This window comes from Streptomyces hirsutus (assembly GCF_001418415.1).
GTDB classification, from domain to species: domain Bacteria; phylum Actinomycetota; class Actinomycetes; order Streptomycetales; family Streptomycetaceae; genus Streptomyces; species Streptomyces hirsutus.
In genome coordinates this window covers 1-15,640 of record NZ_LIQT01000072.1, presented here as the reverse complement: position 1 = coordinate 15,640, position 15,640 = coordinate 1, and the positions used below count along the sequence as shown (strand labels likewise).

The window sequence follows — 15,640 nt, the reverse complement described above, 5'->3', positions numbered from 1 at the left end:
CGTCAGGAGTCTTGTGTACAGATCACGTGAGAGGGTCGAGAGGATCGGCCACGACCGCCGGATGGCCCCGAGCGGTCCGGGCGGGCGCTGGATCCGCGGCACAAGGTGAGCAGGGCACGGTGACCGAGACTTTGAGGACACTGGTGCAAGGGCGCGGCCATGGCACAAGGTGAGCGACGGCCGGACAACGGCATGACGGACCGCTCGGAAGGGTTCGGTGAGCGGCTGCTGGGGGTGCTGCTGGACCGGGCACACGAGATGCCGCCGCAGCTGATCGCACCGCTGATCGCGGAAGAGGTGGCCAGGGTCGGTGGCCGCGACGTCTCGATCCTGCTGCAGGACTACGGCCAGCTGATGCTGGTGCCACTGCCGGGTCGGCGGCTGACGGTCGGCGAGCCTGAACCGATCGATGGCTCTCCCGCCGGCACGGCCTTCCTGCAGGCGACCACTGTCGAGGTGCCGCAGTCCGACGGCGTCCGGATGTACCTGCCGTTGCTGGACGGCAGCGACCAGGTGGGAGTGATGGCCCTCACCCTGGACACCGTCGATGACGACGACCGGCGGCTACTGCGCCGGCTCGCCGGTCTGGTCGCCGACATGCTGGTCACCAAGCACAGCTACACCGACCAGTTCTTCCTCGCCCGGCGCCGCGAACCGATGAGCGTGGCCGCGGAGATCCAGTGGTCCCTGCTGCCGCCATTGGCGATGTCCGTCCCGCAGGCAGCGGTGGCCGGAATCCTGGAGCCCGCCTACAGCGTCGCAGGCGACAGCTTCGACTACGCCCTCAACGAGGACATCCTGCATATGGCCATGGTCGATGCGATGGGCCACGGCCTGGACGCCGCCACGATGGCGACCGTCGCCGTCGGGGCCTACCGGCACGCCAGGCGTGCTGACATCGGCCTGTCCGAGATCTACACCTTCATGGACCGGGCCATCGCCGAGCAGTTCGGGCCCGACCACTTCGTCACCGCGCAGATGATGCGTCTGGACATCGCAACGGGCCACCTGCAGTGGGTCAACGCGGGCCACCCCGCACCGCTGCTGATCCGCAATCACCAGGTCGTGCGGCAACTGGCAGGCCCGACCACCTTGCCGGTCGGTTTCGGCGGTGAAGAGCCCCGGGTCAGCGAACAGATGCTCCAACACGGCGACCGGGTGCTGTGCTTCACCGACGGCCTGATCGAGGAACACGAAGCCGGTGAAGAGCAGTTCGGCGAGGAGCAACTGATCCACTGGGTCAACCGCATCGAACACACGGAGAAGGGAGTACGCGCGGTTGTGCGCGCACTCTCCCACGCTCTGAAGCAGCAGCGGGGCGGCCGCACCAGCGACGACGCGACCCTCTTCCTGATCGAATGGCGCGGGGGCGCCGCTGACCACCTCGCCCTCCTGGAGTGAGCCGACAGCCACCACCACGACGAAAGGGTGGCGACCTCGCCGGCGAGGAGCTTCAGGCCGGTGTGGGACGTGGTGCCGCGTTCGGCGCTCAGGGCGGGCGGTGAGGGGTGAGGACCGGGCCGCGGTCGGTCGGAATCGGAGGTCGGTCAGTTCCCGGGCGTAGGGATCGCGGTGACCCTCGGTGTTCGGGAGGGCCCCCGACTTGGCGCTCCGGGTGTCCAGGGCGGCGAAGAAGGCCGCGGTGGGAGGTCGTCCGGGTAGCCGTGGAGCAGGGTGCTGTTGCCGGTGAGGGCGATGATCCGAGCCAGCGCCGGGGGCAGGTGGTGCAATCGCAGGGATCCGCCGGCCACGGCGGTGGGCCCTCCCCCGTAATGGTGGACACGCGGTTATTGATCACGCGGCGAGCGTGAGTTTAGCGGTGCGGCGTCGGCGTTCGTATTCGTTGGGGCTGAGGTGGCCGTTGGCGGAGTCCCGGCGGCGGGTGTTGTAGCGGGTCAGCCAGGCGAAGACGGTACTGCGGCAGGCGGCCCGGTCGCCGTAGTCGCGGGCGCCCTGAAGCGCCCCGTGTTTCAGGGACGCGTGGAAGCTCTCGCAGGCCGCGTTGTCCGCGCTGATGCCGACCGCGCCCATCGACCGGGTGACCCCGAGCTCGGTGCAGAGGTCCGCGAAGGCCCGGGAGACGTACTGGGCCCCGTGGTCGGAGTGGAACACGGAGCCGTCCAGGCCGGCGCGGGTCCGAGCCGCCATCCGCAGGGCGTCGGTGACCAGACTGGTGCGCATGTGGTCGGCGATGGACCAGCCGGCGACCCTGCGGCTGAAGCAGTCCAGAACCGTTGCGAGATAGAGGAACTTCCCGTTCTCCAGGGGCAGATGGGTGATCTCGCCCATGTACTTGCGGCCCGGCTCGGTGGCGGTGAAGTCCCGCTGGAACAGGTCCGGGACCTGCGAGGCTGCCGGGTCCGGGATCGTGGTGCGGACGCGTCTGCGCAGGTGGACGCCGGTGATGGAGAACGTGCGCATGAGCCGGGCGACTCGCTTCTCGTTCACCCGCCGGCCCTTCTCGCGAAGCTCGGCGGTCACGCGCGGAGAGCCGTAGGTGCCGCGGAACTCGCCGTGGACCTCGCGGATCTCCTCGGCCAGGAGCCGGTCCTTGCGTAGTCGTGCCGCCCTCGCCTGTCTTCCGGCGAGCCACTGGTAGTAGCTGGACCGGTTCAGGTCCAGGACCTCGCAGAGCCGCTTCACCTCGAAGGCGTCCCGGTGGTCGTCAACGAACTGGAAGCGGCTCATCACCAGTTCGTCTCCCCGGCGAAATACTTGGCCGCCTTGCGGAGTATGTCCCGCTCGGTCGCCGGCTTCCGCTCACTCGCCTCGAGCTCGGCCACCCGGGCCTCCATCTGCCGGATCCGCTCGTCCGGATCCTCGGACGGCACCGTCTTCCCGGCCCGGGCCGCCATCTGCCCGCCCGACGAGGGGGCCGTGGCGGCGACACCGCGGCGGTCACGGTCCCGCAGCACCCACTCACGCAGGGTGGCCCGGTTGATGCCCAGGTCGGCGGCGATACCCTTGTGCGTCGCCCCGGGCGTGGACTCGTACAGGGCCACGGCATCGGCCTTGAACTAGTCCGAGTAGTCCTTCAGCGCCATCGGCGGTCTTTCTCGCTTCCTCCGGATCAAGCAGATCCAGTATCAGCGTGTCCACCACTCAGGGGGAGGCCCCCACGATGGACACGGTGGCCATCGGTGCCTACCGGCACGCCCGGCGGATCAGTGTCGGCCTGCCGGAGATCTATGCGTTCATGGACCGGGCCATCGCCGAGCAGTTCGGCCCCGACCACTTCGTGACCGCTCAGATAATGCGGCTCGACACAATGACGGGCCGTGTCCAGTGGGTCAACGCGGGACATCCCGCCCCCCTGCTGATCCGCGGACACCGTGCTGTCCGGCGGCTCCGCGGCCCGACGACGCTCCCTGTCTGCTTCGGCGGTCACGAGCCCCGGATCAGTGAACTGGCCCTCGACCCCGGAGATCGGATCATGTGCTTCACCGACGGGTTGATCGAGGAGCACGATGTCGGTGGTGAGGAATTCGGTGAGGAACAGCTCATCGGCTGGGTGGACCGCCTCGAACGTACGGCGTATGAGACCCGGGCCGTGGCCCGTTCCCTCCCCCACACGCTCAAACGGGCACGGGGCGGGATCACGACGGACGACGCGACGCTCCTGCTCATCGAGTGGCGCGGCGCCGACTGATCGGACTCACGGCCGACGCCTGTCGCGCGCGTACTCCATGCATCGGCTGATGATGGGAGTACGGCCGAACACGCGGAGCTGATGATGACGGAGTGGCGTGTCAGGGACTACTCCCAGGACGATCTCGAAGCGGTGATCCGCGTCGATGCGGAGAGCAGCACGGCCGAAGAGCCACCTCTCTTCCCGCTCTCGGACGCCGTGGCGGCCCTCCAAGCCCTCCACCCGGCGGTGGTGGCCACGGCGGACGAGGGGGTGGTCGGCGCCGCGGTGAGCAGAGTGGAGGGCGACCGGGCATGGATCCTGCGCATCTGCATGGCACCGGCCTGGCGGCAACGGGGGCTGGGCAGCGACCTGATCACAGCCCTGGAGCACCGGCTCTTCGCCAGTGGCGTCCGCGCGGTGCACGCGGTCCTGCCCAAGGGCGAGACCGGTGCCGCCGCTCTGTACAACTGCGGCTTCGGCGCCCGCTCGGGCATGGTCGTCTTCGAGAAGCGCGGGCCGGTGACTCCTCAGGAGATCGGCATGCTCTCCTCGCTCGGGGCGGAACTGCCGCACGGGGGACTGTGGCAGAAGGTCGCGGGCATGCACAGGGAGAAACAGCTCATCGAGCGCCGCCTGGTCCTGCCACTGGCCCATCCCGAACTGGCCGCCCAGCACGGTGTGGAACTGCCGCGAGCGGTGATGCTGTTCGGTCCGCCCGGGACCGGTAAAAGCACGTTCGCGCACGCGATCGCCGGCCGCCTGGGCTGGCCCTTTCTCGAACTGTTCCCCGCACGTCTGGCTGCCGAGTACGGTCTGGCGAGCGGGCTGAGCCGGCGCTTCGACGAGATCGCCCAGCTCGACCACGTCCTGGTCTTCATCGACGAGGTCGAGGAGGTCGCCGGTGAACGCAGCGGTGCGGATGCGACCGCGGTCGGCGTCGTCAACGAACTGCTCAAGGCGATCGTCCGGTTCCGAACCCAGGACGGGCGGCTTCTCGTCTGCGCCACGAACAACGTGACCACCCTCGACCCGGCCTTCCTACGGCACGGTCGCTTCGACTACGTGCTGCCCCTCGGCCCTCCCGACCACAGCGCCAGGACCGCATTGTGGAAGAGCTACCTGACCCGAGCGGGCGCCCGGGCCGACAGCGCGGCACTCTCGTCCGCCAGCGAGGGGTTCACCCCCGCCGACATCGCCCACGTGGCACGTACTGTCTCCCAGGCACAGTTCGAGCGCACCTTCGACACCGGAACCCAGGCCCTGGCCACCACGGACGACTACCTGGCCACGATCCGCGACACCCAGCCCACGGTCAGCGGCGCCATGGCCCAGGAGTTCGCCGACCAGACCGAGAAGTTCGCCCGTATCTAGCGTCCTGGCTTCCGGATATCCGGTCTGCAACGGAGGTGTCAGCTCGGCGGAGACGGCGTGTCGCTGCCAGTGTCGATGTCGATGAGAATCTGTTCGGCCCCGGTGACGTTGTCGGCCCGGACGGCCCTGGTCATCGCGGCGTGTGCCGCGTCAGGCATCGTGTCCGGCGGGACTACCAGCAAGGAGAAATGGTCCCGGTCGCCCCGGGTGATGAGGACGGTGTCGTCACCGACCGGGAAGGAGTCGATGTGGACGACTCGGCCGTCGATCATCAGCCGGGTCGGCAGTTCGTCCCAGGCACTGCGGTCCAGACCGACGCGGGTGACGGGTCCGAGATGCTCGGTCAACGCGGTGATCAGCGAGGGAAGCTCGGCGCCGATGTCCCGGGACCGCGGCCACCAGGCACCGTCCAGGATTCCCTCGCGCGCGTGTGTCGTCTCCAGCCTCAGCAGGGCCGTCCCGGGTCTCACCGGCTGGTGGACGGCGTCCGGCAGCAACCTGGGGGTGTGGGGGGTGTCGGAGTCGGCCATGAGGTCCGCCCGTCCGCAGAGAGTAGTGCGACCGCAGGGCGTGCGACCGTGATATGAAATGACCCTGCCACCTCACCGTACTCCGCACGACGCTCGCGTGAACGCTTCGCCGCAGGTGGTTCCGGAGACAGGCAACGGCTCCGGCGTATACCCGCCGGAGCCGCCCTTCCGGGTCATTGCACGTGAGCGTGCGCCGACCCGCTTTCCACATTACGCCAAAGGGACTATCCCGACATAAGCAATCCTTACGAAGGTTCACTTCGGTCCGAGAAGCCGACGTGGCGACTCAGCCACGCCCTTCCTCTTCTGCTTCCATCCGCCGGATCCCCTGGTGCGTCAGCGTGATCATCGTGGGCGTGTTGCCCCTCGCCCAGTCGACGACGACCCAGCCTTCACCCGCCAGATACGTACAGGCAGCGGCCATGTCCTGCTCAGGGATGCCGAGGTCGTTGCGGAGCTTCGCCCCGTCGACGCCCAGGAGCCGATTGCCTTCGGCGGCTTCGTACAGAGCCCGCATGATCTTCTCGCGGTACGTCTTCCGGTCTCGCAGTATCGCCATGACCTGCCGTCCTCTACGGCCCCCGACTGGGCCGAAGTCGATGTCATCCGCAGTCGCTGTCGCGGTGGGGCGTGTCGGGGCGGTCGCGTCCACCGCCGGCCGGCGGTGCCTCCGGGTCCGGCGGCCGATCCCCGGTAGGGCATCGCTGTAGTGGAAGGCAGCGATCCGTTCGTCGTGCTGAGCGTTGAGCCGGTGGATCAGAGCGACTCCGACAGCGATCAGGACGAGCAGCGCGGCCACGGCGATGACAGTCATGGTCCTCTCACATCCCTTGGCCGGCGGGCGAACGCCCTGTCGAGCCGATGGACCGGGGCAGGAACGACGGCGGACCTGCCCCGCCGTCGGTCTCCCACGCTTCTTCCCTGCTTCGGGCATCGATCCTGTCTGCTGCTTCCTCCCGGCCCGGGGCATCGATACCGTCACCCGCCATCAGCCGTGCGGCGGCATCCACACCGGTTTCCGGCGGAATCGCCAGCACGTCCCGGCGGCCACCGGTGGAGAAAAGGGTCATCCGGTGCGGATCCTGCTCCTCGGTGGACCAGCCCACATGCACGGTGCGCCCGGCGACGGACACCCAATGCGGGATGACGGGCCAGTGGTCCGGGTTCACCGTGACGCCTGTGATGCGGCCCCAGAGGTCGCCCAGCGCGGCTGTCAAGGCTGGCAGCTCACGGGTGAGGGCACGGGAGCGAGGCCACCACGTGCCGTCCAGCCCGCCCGGCGCGGGCGTCAGGCACAGGCGAGCCGAAAGCGACGGTGCGCGCCTGCTCGATGCCGTACGGTCGATGGTCACGGTCATGGCGCGGACCTGCCCCCGGGCTCGTGGGGCGGCCCGGCCTTGTCGATCACCGGGAACGACACCGCAGAGGAACCGGCGTGCGAAGAGCTCCCGGCGCCTCCACCCTACTCCGCACCCGAGCCCGAAAATGTGCGCATGACCAGCTATTTCCTGACTCGGGAGCGACTGGTCAGAGCCAGTACGTCGGCCAGCACGAGGTGGCCCAGCGGCACTTCATCCAGGCTTTGCGGATGGCCCGCGCGGGCGGGGACGTACAGCTCGGCTGCTATGTGCTGACCACCATGGCCATGCAGTCCCTACGCCTGTCCGCGGACGCCGCCGAGGTCTTCCGCGACCCGAAGAACCCCAAGACGGCACTGGCCTGGAACAAGCAGGCCACCGCGATGCCGACGGGCGTGTTCACCCGCTCCGTCGGCATGCGGCTCGCCATCGTCGGGCCCTCCCACCGCCAGGCCCGCGACTCGACCACGGACTCGAGCTCGGCAACCGGTCCGTCGACATCCTCGCCCACGTCCAGCCGAGCCGGGCCACGGACTACGTCCGTGAGTTCAACGCGGCCCTGGCCCCCTGGCGGCGTGAGTCGGCCGTGCGGGAGTTCGTCCAGCGCGACGCTTGTGCTCCAGGCCGGCCGCATCACGCTGAGCCTGCTGGTCCCACCGAATCGGGCAGCTCACCGAACAGATCCGGGGCTTGGAAGACCGCCTGGCCCGGATCGTGGACCGCCACGCCCCGCAGCCGCTCACAGGGGTGGGCATCGGTCCGGACGGCCGTCACCTTGCCGATCACGGTGGGGGACAACCGGAGCGTCCGGGCAGTGAGGCGTCCCTCGCCGCGCTGTGCGGGGTCAGCCCCGTCGAGCGCTCTCGGCAAACAGGCCGTACCTCCGCCTCAACCGCGGCGGCGGCCGGCAGGCCGACGCCGCCCTGCACCGGATCGCGCAGACCCGCCTGTGCTTCGACCCGCGCACCCAGGCGTGCTACGAACGCCCGCCGGAGTGCTCCGGCGGGCCCTCGTCGTCTCCCACGCATCTCACGGAACCGGTGGAGAGCCCAGGCCGGAAGGTGTCCGACCTGGTCTTTCCGGACCGCATGGACGGTTCGGAGTCTCCTTGGACGCCGGGTAAACTCCGTGCACGTGACTGCTGCGCCCGCCAAGCCCCGTATCCCGAACGTCCTCGCCGGACGTTATGCCTCCGCCGAGCTCGCCACGCTCTGGTCGCCCGAGCAGAAGGTGAGGCTGGAGCGGCAGCTCTGGCTCGCCGTGCTGCGGGCGCAGAAGGACCTCGGTGTCGAGGTGCCGGACGCGGCGCTCGCCGACTACGAGCGGGTCCTCGACCAGGTCGACCTGGCCTCCATTGCGGAGCGCGAGAAGGTGACCCGGCACGACGTGAAGGCGCGGATCGAGGAGTTCAACGACCTCGCCGGGCACGAGCACGTGCACAAGGGGATGACCTCCCGCGACCTCACCGAGAACGTGGAGCAGCTGCAGGTCCAGCTGTCGCTGGAGCTGATGCGGGACCGTACGGTGGCGGTGCTGGCCCGGCTCGGCAGGCTGGCCGGTGAGTACGGCGAGCTGGTCATGGCCGGCCGCTCGCACAACGTGGCGGCCCAGGCCACCACGCTCGGCAAGCGCTTCGCCACCGCCGCCGACGAGCTTCTCGTCGCGTACGGCCGGCTGGAGGAGCTGCTGGGCCGCTATCCGCTGCGGGGCATCAAGGGCCCGGTCGGTACGGCGCAGGACATGCTGGACCTGCTGGGCGGCGACGTGGACCGGCTCGCGGAGCTGGAGCGTCGGATCGCCGGGCACCTGGGTTTCGCCGAGGCGTTCACCTCGGTCGGACAGGTCTACCCGCGGTCGCTGGACTACGAGGTGGTGACCGCGCTGGTGCAGTTGGCGGCGGCCCCGTCGTCGCTGGCGAAGACCATCCGGCTGATGGCCGGGCACGAGTTGGTCACCGAGGGCTTCAAGCCGGGCCAGGTCGGCTCGTCCGCGATGCCGCACAAGATGAACACCCGTTCCTGCGAGCGCGTCAACGGCCTGATGGTGATCCTGCGCGGCTACGCCTCGATGACCGGGGAGCTGGCGGGCGACCAGTGGAACGAGGGCGACGTGTCCTGCTCGGTGGTGCGCCGGGTGGCGCTTCCCGACGCGTTCTTCGCGCTCGACGGTCTGCTGGAGACGTTCCTGACGGTGCTCGACGAGTTCGGCGCGTTCCCGGCGGTCGTCGCCCGGGAGCTGGACCGCTATCTGCCGTTCCTGGCCACCACCAAGGTGCTGATGGGCGCGGTGCGCGCGGGTGTCGGCCGTGAGGTCGCGCACGAGGCGATCAAGGAGAACGCCGTCGCCACGGCCCTCGCGATGCGTGAGCAGGGCGCCGAGCGCAACGACCTGCTCGACAAGCTCGCGGCCGACGACCGGATCCCCCTCGACAGGTCCGCGCTGGACGCGCTGATGGCGGACAAGCTGTCGTTCACGGGTGCGGCGAGCGCCCAGGTCGCCGCCGTCGTGGGCCGTGTCGACGAGATCGTCAAGCAGCACCCGGAAGCCGCCGCCTACACTCCCGGGGCGATTCTCTGACCCGCTCCCAGGCCCTGTCCTCGGAACCCCCATGGGGTCCTGAGGACAGGGCCTGGTGCTACGGCGCGGGTCAGATCATGTCCTGGCCGTTGCGGCGGGCTTCGAGCCACTCGCGGAAGAACCCACGGCTGATCACGAACAGGATGACGGCCACGGCGACGGGCCACATCAGGACGTAGACGCTCAGAGCGACGGTCACTGTGCCTCCTCTTGTCTCACTTGGTGTGTGCGGCGGGCTCGAGGTCGCCCGCGTCCGGGGCGCCTCCGGGGCGCTGGGCCCGGCCGGGGACAGGGGGTGCCTCCCCCTGCCCGTCGGCGGTCGCCGCGGCGGCGCCGCCGTCGTCGAAGTTGCCGGTGCGTTCCGCGATGACGGAGAAGTCGAAGCCTTCTTCCTGCCGTACGGACATGGCCCAGCAGATGACGGTGCTCACCGAGTAGGCGACGAGCGAACCGCACAGCGTCGCGTACTCGTGCAGGGATCCGATGGCGAACGGCGCGGAGACCAGCACGGCCAGCACACCGACGGTCTTCGCCGCCCTGGCGCCCAGGAAGCCGAAGACCATCAGGCCGAGGACGACACCGATGCCGAGGACCGCCAGCACGTCCACGACGATGCCGAAGGCGCCGTCCACGGGGATCCAGCCGAAGCGCACGGGCAGGAAGACCGCGAGCGCCACGAGCACCGAGGTGGTGAACGCCTTGTTCGTGACCTTCTCCCAGTAGAAGCTGGCCAGCACCGGGAAGACCAGCGCGCCCCACAGCGCGCCGACGAAGACCAGCAGGTCGAGGATGCTCAGCTGGAGACTGGCGAACGTGACGCCCAGCGCGGTGGCCACCACCATGGTGATCCGGCCGACCAGCAGCATCGTCTTCGGGTCGGCCTTCTCCTTGCCGACACCCTGGCCGTAGACGTCGGCCATGGTGATCGACGAGAGGGCGGCGAGGTCCGCGTCGGCGGTGGAGGACAGCGCGCCGACGATCATGATGAAGAACAGGGCCAGCAGCGCGGGCGGCAGGTACTCGGCGGCCATCTCGGGGATGAGGTTGTTGAGGTCGCCACCGGACGGCTCAAAGCCCAGGTAGAGGGCGAGCACGCCGAGCATGCCGATGCCGATCACCATGGCGCCGTACCCGATGGTCGCGGTGATGAAGGTCGGCTTGATCAGGCTCTCCTTCACCGCGAAAAGACGCTGGGCGATGGTCTGGTTGCCGATCGCGTAGGCCAGCACCGCGGCGATGTAGGGGGCGCCCTGCCCCATGAAGGCTTCGCTGGAGAAGAAGTTCCCCTGCTGCGGGGTCAGGTTGTCCGCACCGGTCTCGAACGCCGCGGGGAAGCCGGCCGCGAAGAAGATGAACGGGACGATCACGGCCACGGCACCGAGCATCGCGACGACCTGCACGAAGTCGGTCATGACGGAGGCGCGGAACCCGGACCACAGCGTGTAGAGCAGCACACCCGCGGCGACGCAGACGACGCCCTGGATGAAGTTGAACGGTGACAGGAGTGAGATCAGCACGCCGCCGGCGATGAAGTTGGACATCAGGCTGATGAGGCTGCCGACGACGTTGGAGCCCGCGAGCATCAACTGGCTGGAGCGGCCGTGGCGGGCGTACATGACCTCCGCCAGGGTGTGCGCCTTGGGGGCGACCTTACGGATGCGCTTGCCGAAGGGGTAGATGAAAAGGATCATCAGGGCGCCCCAGAGCCCGTAGTGGATGGGGCCCGAGATGCCGTAGGTGTAACCCGACGTGGCGGACGCGTACATCGAGGATGCCCAGATCCATGTCGCCGTCATGCTGGCGGCCGAGATGCCGAATCCGACGTTGTTGCCGGCCGTCATGTACCCGTCGGCGTTCTCCTCCCTCTTGCCGATACGGGTCGAGATCAGAAAGGTCCCCCCATAGAAGAGGACCAGCAAGCCAACAACAACCACGGCGCTGAACTGGGCCGTATCCGTTCCGCCCGACACACGCCACCTCCTTCGACTCATCGAGCCCGGCGTCAGCGACCGCACCGAAGACTCGCCCAGGACATGCCAAACGCATCCATGCGCCGGAGGCCCGGGGACGCACTCCATCTCGCCACCCGGCGCGTCGTCGCTGAAGCCGGGGGCGCTCACAAAACAGCGGGCCCCTTTGGGCCCGCAAACCGGCTTCAGGGCATCGGCTTCTGCCGACGGTGGCACCCTTCGGCCCTACCGGAGATCCACGGAGAGCTGCCTCGCAGCTACACGAGGCAGACAACTGATGTTTACACTGCAACGCCCATCCTGTCCAACTTCGTTATTCCCACATCAGGATCTTTGCAGCTCTCTCTTTACAAGTCGCAACTGCGACGGAGCGCCCGACTTGTTCAGAAATGACCGCCTAGTGGTGTCAGGGCGTACACAGGGAATCCGGTCCCGCGAAGCCACCGTCCGACGGGCCGCGCTCCGCAGGGAGGAGGCGGAGCGCGGCCCGTCGATGGGGGCGATGCGCTGTGCGCTGCTCATGGAGCCGGTGACCCCACCGTCCCTGGAACTTGACGGCGCGTCGGCACCCTGTCCGTCAGGCGTCCCGGCGACGCAGTCTCCAGACCCCCGCCAGCAGCGCCGCGGCGGCCCACAGCGCGGTCACTCCCAGCCCGGACCAGGGGCCGAGCGGCCCGTCGTACGTCTGCTGGAGGATCACCTGACCGGCGCGGTCGGGCATGAACTCGACGGCCGTGCCGGCCGCGTCCCCGATCACGAACGACACGATCAGGATGAACGGGATCAGCAGGGACAGCGTCGTCACACCGCTGCGCAGCAGGGTCGCGAGTCCGGCCGCGAACAGGGCCATCAGCATGAGGTAGATGCCGCAGCCCACGACCGCGCGCGCCTGCTCGCCCGTGGTGAGCCCGTCCGCCGCCGGGCCCAGCGTCGCCCTTGCCGCGAAAAGGGAGGCCAGGGCGGTCAGCAGGCCGACGGCGAGAGCCGGGAGGGCGATGGCGGTCATCTTGGCCGCGAACCAGTGCCCGCGCTGCGGGACGGCCGCCAGCGACAGTCTCAGCGCACCGTTGCGGAACTCGGCCGACACCGCCATGGCACCGAAGGAGATCGCGGCGATCTGTCCCAGGAAGACCCCGAACTGGGTCGTGAACAACGGGTCGAACTCGGGTTCCGACGTGCTCGACGCACCGGCGAGCGCGGAGAACGCGGTGGTCGTCACGAACAGCACCGCCAGCGCGCCCAGAAGCGAGCGGAGCGTGCGGATCTTCAGCCACTCGGCGTGGAGTACGGGTGCGAACTGCATGGTCAGGCCTCCTGGGGCGAAGCGGTGAACTCGGTCTCGGCTGCTGTGAGGTCCAGGTAAGCCTGTTCCAGCGTGCCTTCCTCCGCGGCGAGTTCGAGGATCGGCACGCCGGCGGCGGACGCGAGGCGTCCGATGTCGTCCACGCGTGCGTGCTGCACGGTCCAGTGCCCGTCCTGCTGCTCGACGGCCTCGTGGCCGTGCGGGGCGAGCGCGCTCTTCAGCGCGACGGGGTCCGAGGTGCGGATACGGACGGCGGGACGCACGCGCGACTCGATGAACGCGCGCATCGGGGTGTCCGCCAGCAGCCGGCCCCGGCCGAGGACGACGAGGTGGTCGGCGAAGGACGCCGTCTCGTTCATCAGATGGCTGGAGACCAGCACGGTGCGCCCCTCGTCCGCGAGTCGGCGCAGCAACTGCCGCACCCACACGATCCCTTCCGGGTCGAGCCCGTTGGAGGGCTCGTCGAGCATGACCACCTCCGGGTCGCCGAGCAGCGCGGCGGCGATGCCCAACCGCTGGCGCATGCCCAGGGAGTACGTCCGTACCCTGCGCGTGGCCGCCGAGGCCAAGCCGGTCTCCTCCAGTACCTCGTCGACCCGGCGGTCCGGGATGCGGTTGCTCGCGGCCAGGACGCGCAGGTGGTCACGGCCGGTGCGGGAGTCGTGCGCGGCCTGCGCGTCCAGCAGGGCGCCGACGCGGCGCAGGGGTTCGCGCAGTGTGGCGTAGTCTTGGCCGCCGATGGTGGCGGAGCCGGACGTCGGGCGGTCGAGGCCGAGCAGCAGCCGCATGGTGGTGGACTTTCCGGCGCCGTTGGGGCCGAGAAAACCGGTGACACGGCCGGGCGGAACGTGGAAGGTGAGATGGTCGACGGCGCGCCGGCTGCCGTACTCCTTGGTCAGGTCGTGGACGTGGATGCTGGTCATGCGGACCAGCGTGGCCGCAGGGCCGGCGCCTGCACCTCCCCCGGGCGGGGGGACCGTCTCCCCCGGGCGGGGGAGGCCGGTCGCCGGTGACGGCTGGCACGATGACGCCATGCCCACCGTCCTGCGTCCGCTCCTGCGCGGGGTGACGTACACCCGCATCCTGCATCTGTGGGTGACCGCGCTGCCGTTCAGTATCTGGATCTTCATCTATCCGGCAGCCCCGTGGGCGCCCGCGCTCGTGCTGATTCCGCTGGGGCTGGTCCCGGCGGTGCGCAGGGGCGAGGGCATACAGGCCCGGCTGCTGCTGGCATCCGACGAACGGGAGTCGGAGTTCTCCGAGGAGCCGTCGGCGAGCTGGTGGGACCGGTGGCGGACCGTGCTGTGGCTGGCGGCGCGGGTGGGGCTGGCGATAGTGACGGGGGTCACCACGACCTGGCTGCCACTCCTGGCTTACGGCTCGGGAGAAATAGCCATGGGACACGCGCCGAGGGGCATCCCCTTGCTGGAGGACGCGTCGCCGCACTGGGCCTACGCACTGCTGATCCCGGTCTTCCTGGTCCTGCTGTACGCGACGACGGTGGGTCTCGGCGAGTTGATCACCGCCGCCGCGCGCCGTCTGCTCGGCCCCTCCCCCGCCGAACGTCTGGCCGCCCTGGAGATCAGGACCGAACAGCTCCTGGAGCGCACCCGCATCGCGCGCGAGCTGCACGACTCCATCGGTCATGCCCTGACGATCGCCGTGGTTCAGGCCGGCGCCGCGCGGGCCGCGGATGACCCCGCCTTCACCGACCGGGCGCTGGAGGCCATCGAGGAGACCGGCCGGACCGCTCTGGAGGACCTGGACCGGGTCCTCGGCATCCTGCGCGAGCCGGAGAGACCCGTGAGCAGCCGGCCGACGCTCGTGGACGCCGACCGTCTGCTGGAGTCCGCCCGTGCCTCCGGGGTGAAGCTCGAGGCCGAGGTGTCCGGCCCCCTGGAGACCGTGCCGGGCCCGGTCTCACGCGAGGGGTACCGCATCCTCCAGGAGTCCCTGACCAACGCGCTGCGGCACGCGGGGCCGGTTCCGGTGCGGGCGAGGGTGTGCGTCGCCGACGGCACACTGCTGCTGGAGATCCGCAATCCGCTGGCCGAGGGGGTGTCGGGCCCCGGCCGCGGCAGCGGGCTGCGCGGCATACGCGAGCGCGCCGCTCTGCTGGGCGGCCGGGCGCGGACCGGCCCGGACGAGGGCGACTGGCGAGTCCGGGTCGAGCTGCCGCTGGGCTGAACAGGGGCGTGTGGGCTGCACGGGGGCGTGCTGATCTAGGCTGACCGGATGCCGATCACCGTTCTGCTCGTCGACGACGAACCCCTCGTACGTGCGGGTCTGCGGGCCGTGTTGGAGGCGCAGCCGGACATCGAGGTGGTCGGGGAGGCGGCCGACGGGGCGGCGGTGATCCCGCTGGTACGGCGACTGCGGCCGGATGTGGTCGCCATGGACGTGCGCATGCCGCTCATGGACGGCATCGAGGCCACCCGCGCCGTGCTGCGGACGGTCGAGGACCCGCCGAAGATCATCGTGGTGACGACGTTCGAGCAGGACGAGTACGTGTACGAGGCGCTGCGCGTGGGTGCCGACGGGTTCTTACTGAAGCGGGCGCGGCCCGCCGAGATCGTGCACGCGGTGCGGCTGGTCGCCGAGGGCGAGTCACTGCTGTTCCCCGCATCGGTCCGGCAGTTGGCCGCGGAGTACGGCGAGAGCGGCGGCAACCGTGCGGCACGGGCCGTGCTGGACCGGGCGGGGCTGACCGGGCGGGAGGCGGAGGTGCTGCGGCTGATGGCGCGGGGTCTGTCGAACGCGGAGATCGCCGGTCGGCTGGTGGTAGGGGTGGAGACGGTGAAGTCGCATGTGAGCGCCGTGCTGACGAAGTTGGGGGCGCGGGACCGTACGCAGGCGGTGATCGTGGCGTACGAGTCGGGGTTCGTGGGGCTCGGGTGAGC

13 protein-coding genes and 1 pseudogene are annotated in these 15,640 nt (G+C 69.6%); 6 read left to right on the top strand and 8 right to left on the bottom strand.

What is annotated here, in order from left to right; translation table 11 throughout:
* The first annotated feature begins 159 nt into the window (after nucleotides 1-159).
* Complete coding sequence (locus AOK11_RS06470) at nucleotides 160-1,401, top strand: PP2C family protein-serine/threonine phosphatase (protein ID WP_055592669.1); 1,242 nt, start codon at nucleotides 160-162, stop codon at nucleotides 1,399-1,401.
* 393 nt (nucleotides 1,402-1,794) lie between these two features.
* Here AOK11_RS06470 and AOK11_RS06465 read toward each other — a convergent pair.
* A protein-coding gene (locus tag AOK11_RS06465; RefSeq protein ID WP_276204804.1) for an IS3 family transposase occupies nucleotides 1,795-3,002 on the bottom strand; the annotation gives its coding sequence in 2 pieces (ribosomal slippage) (nucleotides 1,795-2,708 and nucleotides 2,708-3,002; 1,209 coding nt in all).
* A gap of 107 nt (nucleotides 3,003-3,109) precedes the next feature.
* Between AOK11_RS06465 and AOK11_RS06455 the strand changes: the two are divergent.
* Both AOK11_RS06455 and AOK11_RS06450 read left to right on the top strand, forming a co-directional pair.
* Nucleotides 3,110-3,649 (top strand): annotated as a pseudogene (locus AOK11_RS06455) (PP2C family protein-serine/threonine phosphatase); the annotation flags it as partial.
* Nucleotides 3,650-3,730: 81 nt separating this feature from the next.
* Nucleotides 3,731-5,002 (top strand): ATP-binding protein, encoded by a 1,272-nt coding sequence (locus tag AOK11_RS06450; protein WP_420902968.1) that lies wholly within the window; start codon nucleotides 3,731-3,733, stop codon nucleotides 5,000-5,002.
* A 38-nt stretch (nucleotides 5,003-5,040) separates the two neighbouring features.
* On the opposite strand, the gene AOK11_RS06445 is transcribed toward AOK11_RS06450, so the two are convergent.
* The 3 genes from AOK11_RS06445 to AOK11_RS06435 form a co-directional block, all read right to left on the bottom strand.
* Nucleotides 5,041-5,532, bottom strand: a complete 492-nt coding sequence (locus AOK11_RS06445; protein ID WP_055592666.1) for a DUF5994 family protein — start codon at nucleotides 5,530-5,532, stop codon at nucleotides 5,041-5,043.
* Nucleotides 5,533-5,818: 286 nt separating this feature from the next.
* Nucleotides 5,819-6,091: a hypothetical protein gene (locus AOK11_RS06440; RefSeq protein WP_055592723.1), complete on the bottom strand. Its 273-nt coding sequence runs from the start codon at nucleotides 6,089-6,091 to the stop codon at nucleotides 5,819-5,821.
* A gap of 262 nt (nucleotides 6,092-6,353) precedes the next feature.
* The gene (locus AOK11_RS06435; RefSeq protein WP_055592665.1) at nucleotides 6,354-6,890 is read right to left on the bottom strand and encodes a DUF5994 family protein; all 537 of its coding nucleotides are present in this window, start codon (nucleotides 6,888-6,890) and stop codon (nucleotides 6,354-6,356) included.
* A gap of 1,134 nt (nucleotides 6,891-8,024) precedes the next feature.
* Between AOK11_RS06435 and purB the strand changes: the two genes are divergently transcribed.
* The gene (gene purB / locus AOK11_RS06425; protein WP_055592722.1) at nucleotides 8,025-9,467 is read left to right on the top strand and encodes an adenylosuccinate lyase; all 1,443 of its coding nucleotides are present in this window, start codon (nucleotides 8,025-8,027) and stop codon (nucleotides 9,465-9,467) included.
* Between the two features lie 70 nt (nucleotides 9,468-9,537).
* Here the strand turns inward: purB and AOK11_RS44560 are convergent, their stop codons facing one another.
* The 4 genes from AOK11_RS44560 to AOK11_RS06410 all read right to left on the bottom strand — a co-directional run bounded on the left by AOK11_RS44560 (nucleotide 9,538) and on the right by AOK11_RS06410 (nucleotide 13,663).
* Nucleotides 9,538-9,666, bottom strand: coding sequence for a putative transporter small subunit (locus AOK11_RS44560; RefSeq protein ID WP_240497241.1), 129 nt, complete (start codon nucleotides 9,664-9,666; stop codon nucleotides 9,538-9,540).
* A gap of 16 nt (nucleotides 9,667-9,682) precedes the next feature.
* Entirely contained in the window at nucleotides 9,683-11,437 is a 1,755-nt protein-coding gene (locus AOK11_RS06420; RefSeq protein WP_240497240.1) for a sodium:solute symporter family protein, read from the bottom strand.
* 577 nt (nucleotides 11,438-12,014) lie between these two features.
* Nucleotides 12,015-12,740, bottom strand: a complete 726-nt coding sequence (locus AOK11_RS06415; protein ID WP_055592662.1) for an ABC transporter permease — start codon at nucleotides 12,738-12,740, stop codon at nucleotides 12,015-12,017.
* A 2-nt stretch (nucleotides 12,741-12,742) separates the two neighbouring features.
* Nucleotides 12,743-13,663, bottom strand: coding sequence for an ABC transporter ATP-binding protein (locus tag AOK11_RS06410; RefSeq protein WP_055592661.1), 921 nt, complete (start codon nucleotides 13,661-13,663; stop codon nucleotides 12,743-12,745).
* 109 nt (nucleotides 13,664-13,772) lie between these two features.
* Here AOK11_RS06410 and AOK11_RS06405 point away from each other — a divergent pair, with 109 nt between their 5' ends.
* Both AOK11_RS06405 and AOK11_RS06400 read left to right on the top strand, forming a co-directional pair.
* Nucleotides 13,773-14,927 (top strand): sensor histidine kinase, encoded by a 1,155-nt coding sequence (locus AOK11_RS06405; RefSeq protein ID WP_055592660.1) that lies wholly within the window; start codon nucleotides 13,773-13,775, stop codon nucleotides 14,925-14,927.
* A 48-nt stretch (nucleotides 14,928-14,975) separates the two neighbouring features.
* Nucleotides 14,976-15,638 (top strand): response regulator, encoded by a 663-nt coding sequence (locus AOK11_RS06400; RefSeq protein ID WP_055592659.1) that lies wholly within the window; start codon nucleotides 14,976-14,978, stop codon nucleotides 15,636-15,638.
* The last annotated feature ends 2 nt before the right edge of the window (nucleotides 15,639-15,640 follow it).

Excerpts from the sequence above, each read along its gene's own strand:
- AOK11_RS06470 (WP_055592669.1), top strand. The coding sequence starts at position 160 with ATGGCACAAGGTGAGCGACGGCCGGACAACGGCATGACGGACCGCTCG.
- AOK11_RS06450 (WP_420902968.1), top strand. The coding sequence starts at position 3,731 with ATGATGACGGAGTGGCGTGTCAGGGACTACTCCCAGGACGATCTCGAA.
- AOK11_RS06445 (WP_055592666.1), bottom strand. The coding sequence starts at position 5,532 with ATGGCCGACTCCGACACCCCCCACACCCCCAGGTTGCTGCCGGACGCC.
- AOK11_RS06440 (WP_055592723.1), bottom strand. The coding sequence starts at position 6,091 with ATGGCGATACTGCGAGACCGGAAGACGTACCGCGAGAAGATCATGCGG.
- AOK11_RS06435 (WP_055592665.1), bottom strand. The coding sequence starts at position 6,890 with ATGACCGTGACCATCGACCGTACGGCATCGAGCAGGCGCGCACCGTCG.
- AOK11_RS06415 (WP_055592662.1), bottom strand. The coding sequence starts at position 12,740 with ATGCAGTTCGCACCCGTACTCCACGCCGAGTGGCTGAAGATCCGCACG.
- AOK11_RS06410 (WP_055592661.1), bottom strand. The coding sequence starts at position 13,663 with ATGACCAGCATCCACGTCCACGACCTGACCAAGGAGTACGGCAGCCGG.
- AOK11_RS06405 (WP_055592660.1), top strand. The coding sequence starts at position 13,773 with ATGCCCACCGTCCTGCGTCCGCTCCTGCGCGGGGTGACGTACACCCGC.
- AOK11_RS06400 (WP_055592659.1), top strand. The coding sequence starts at position 14,976 with ATGCCGATCACCGTTCTGCTCGTCGACGACGAACCCCTCGTACGTGCG.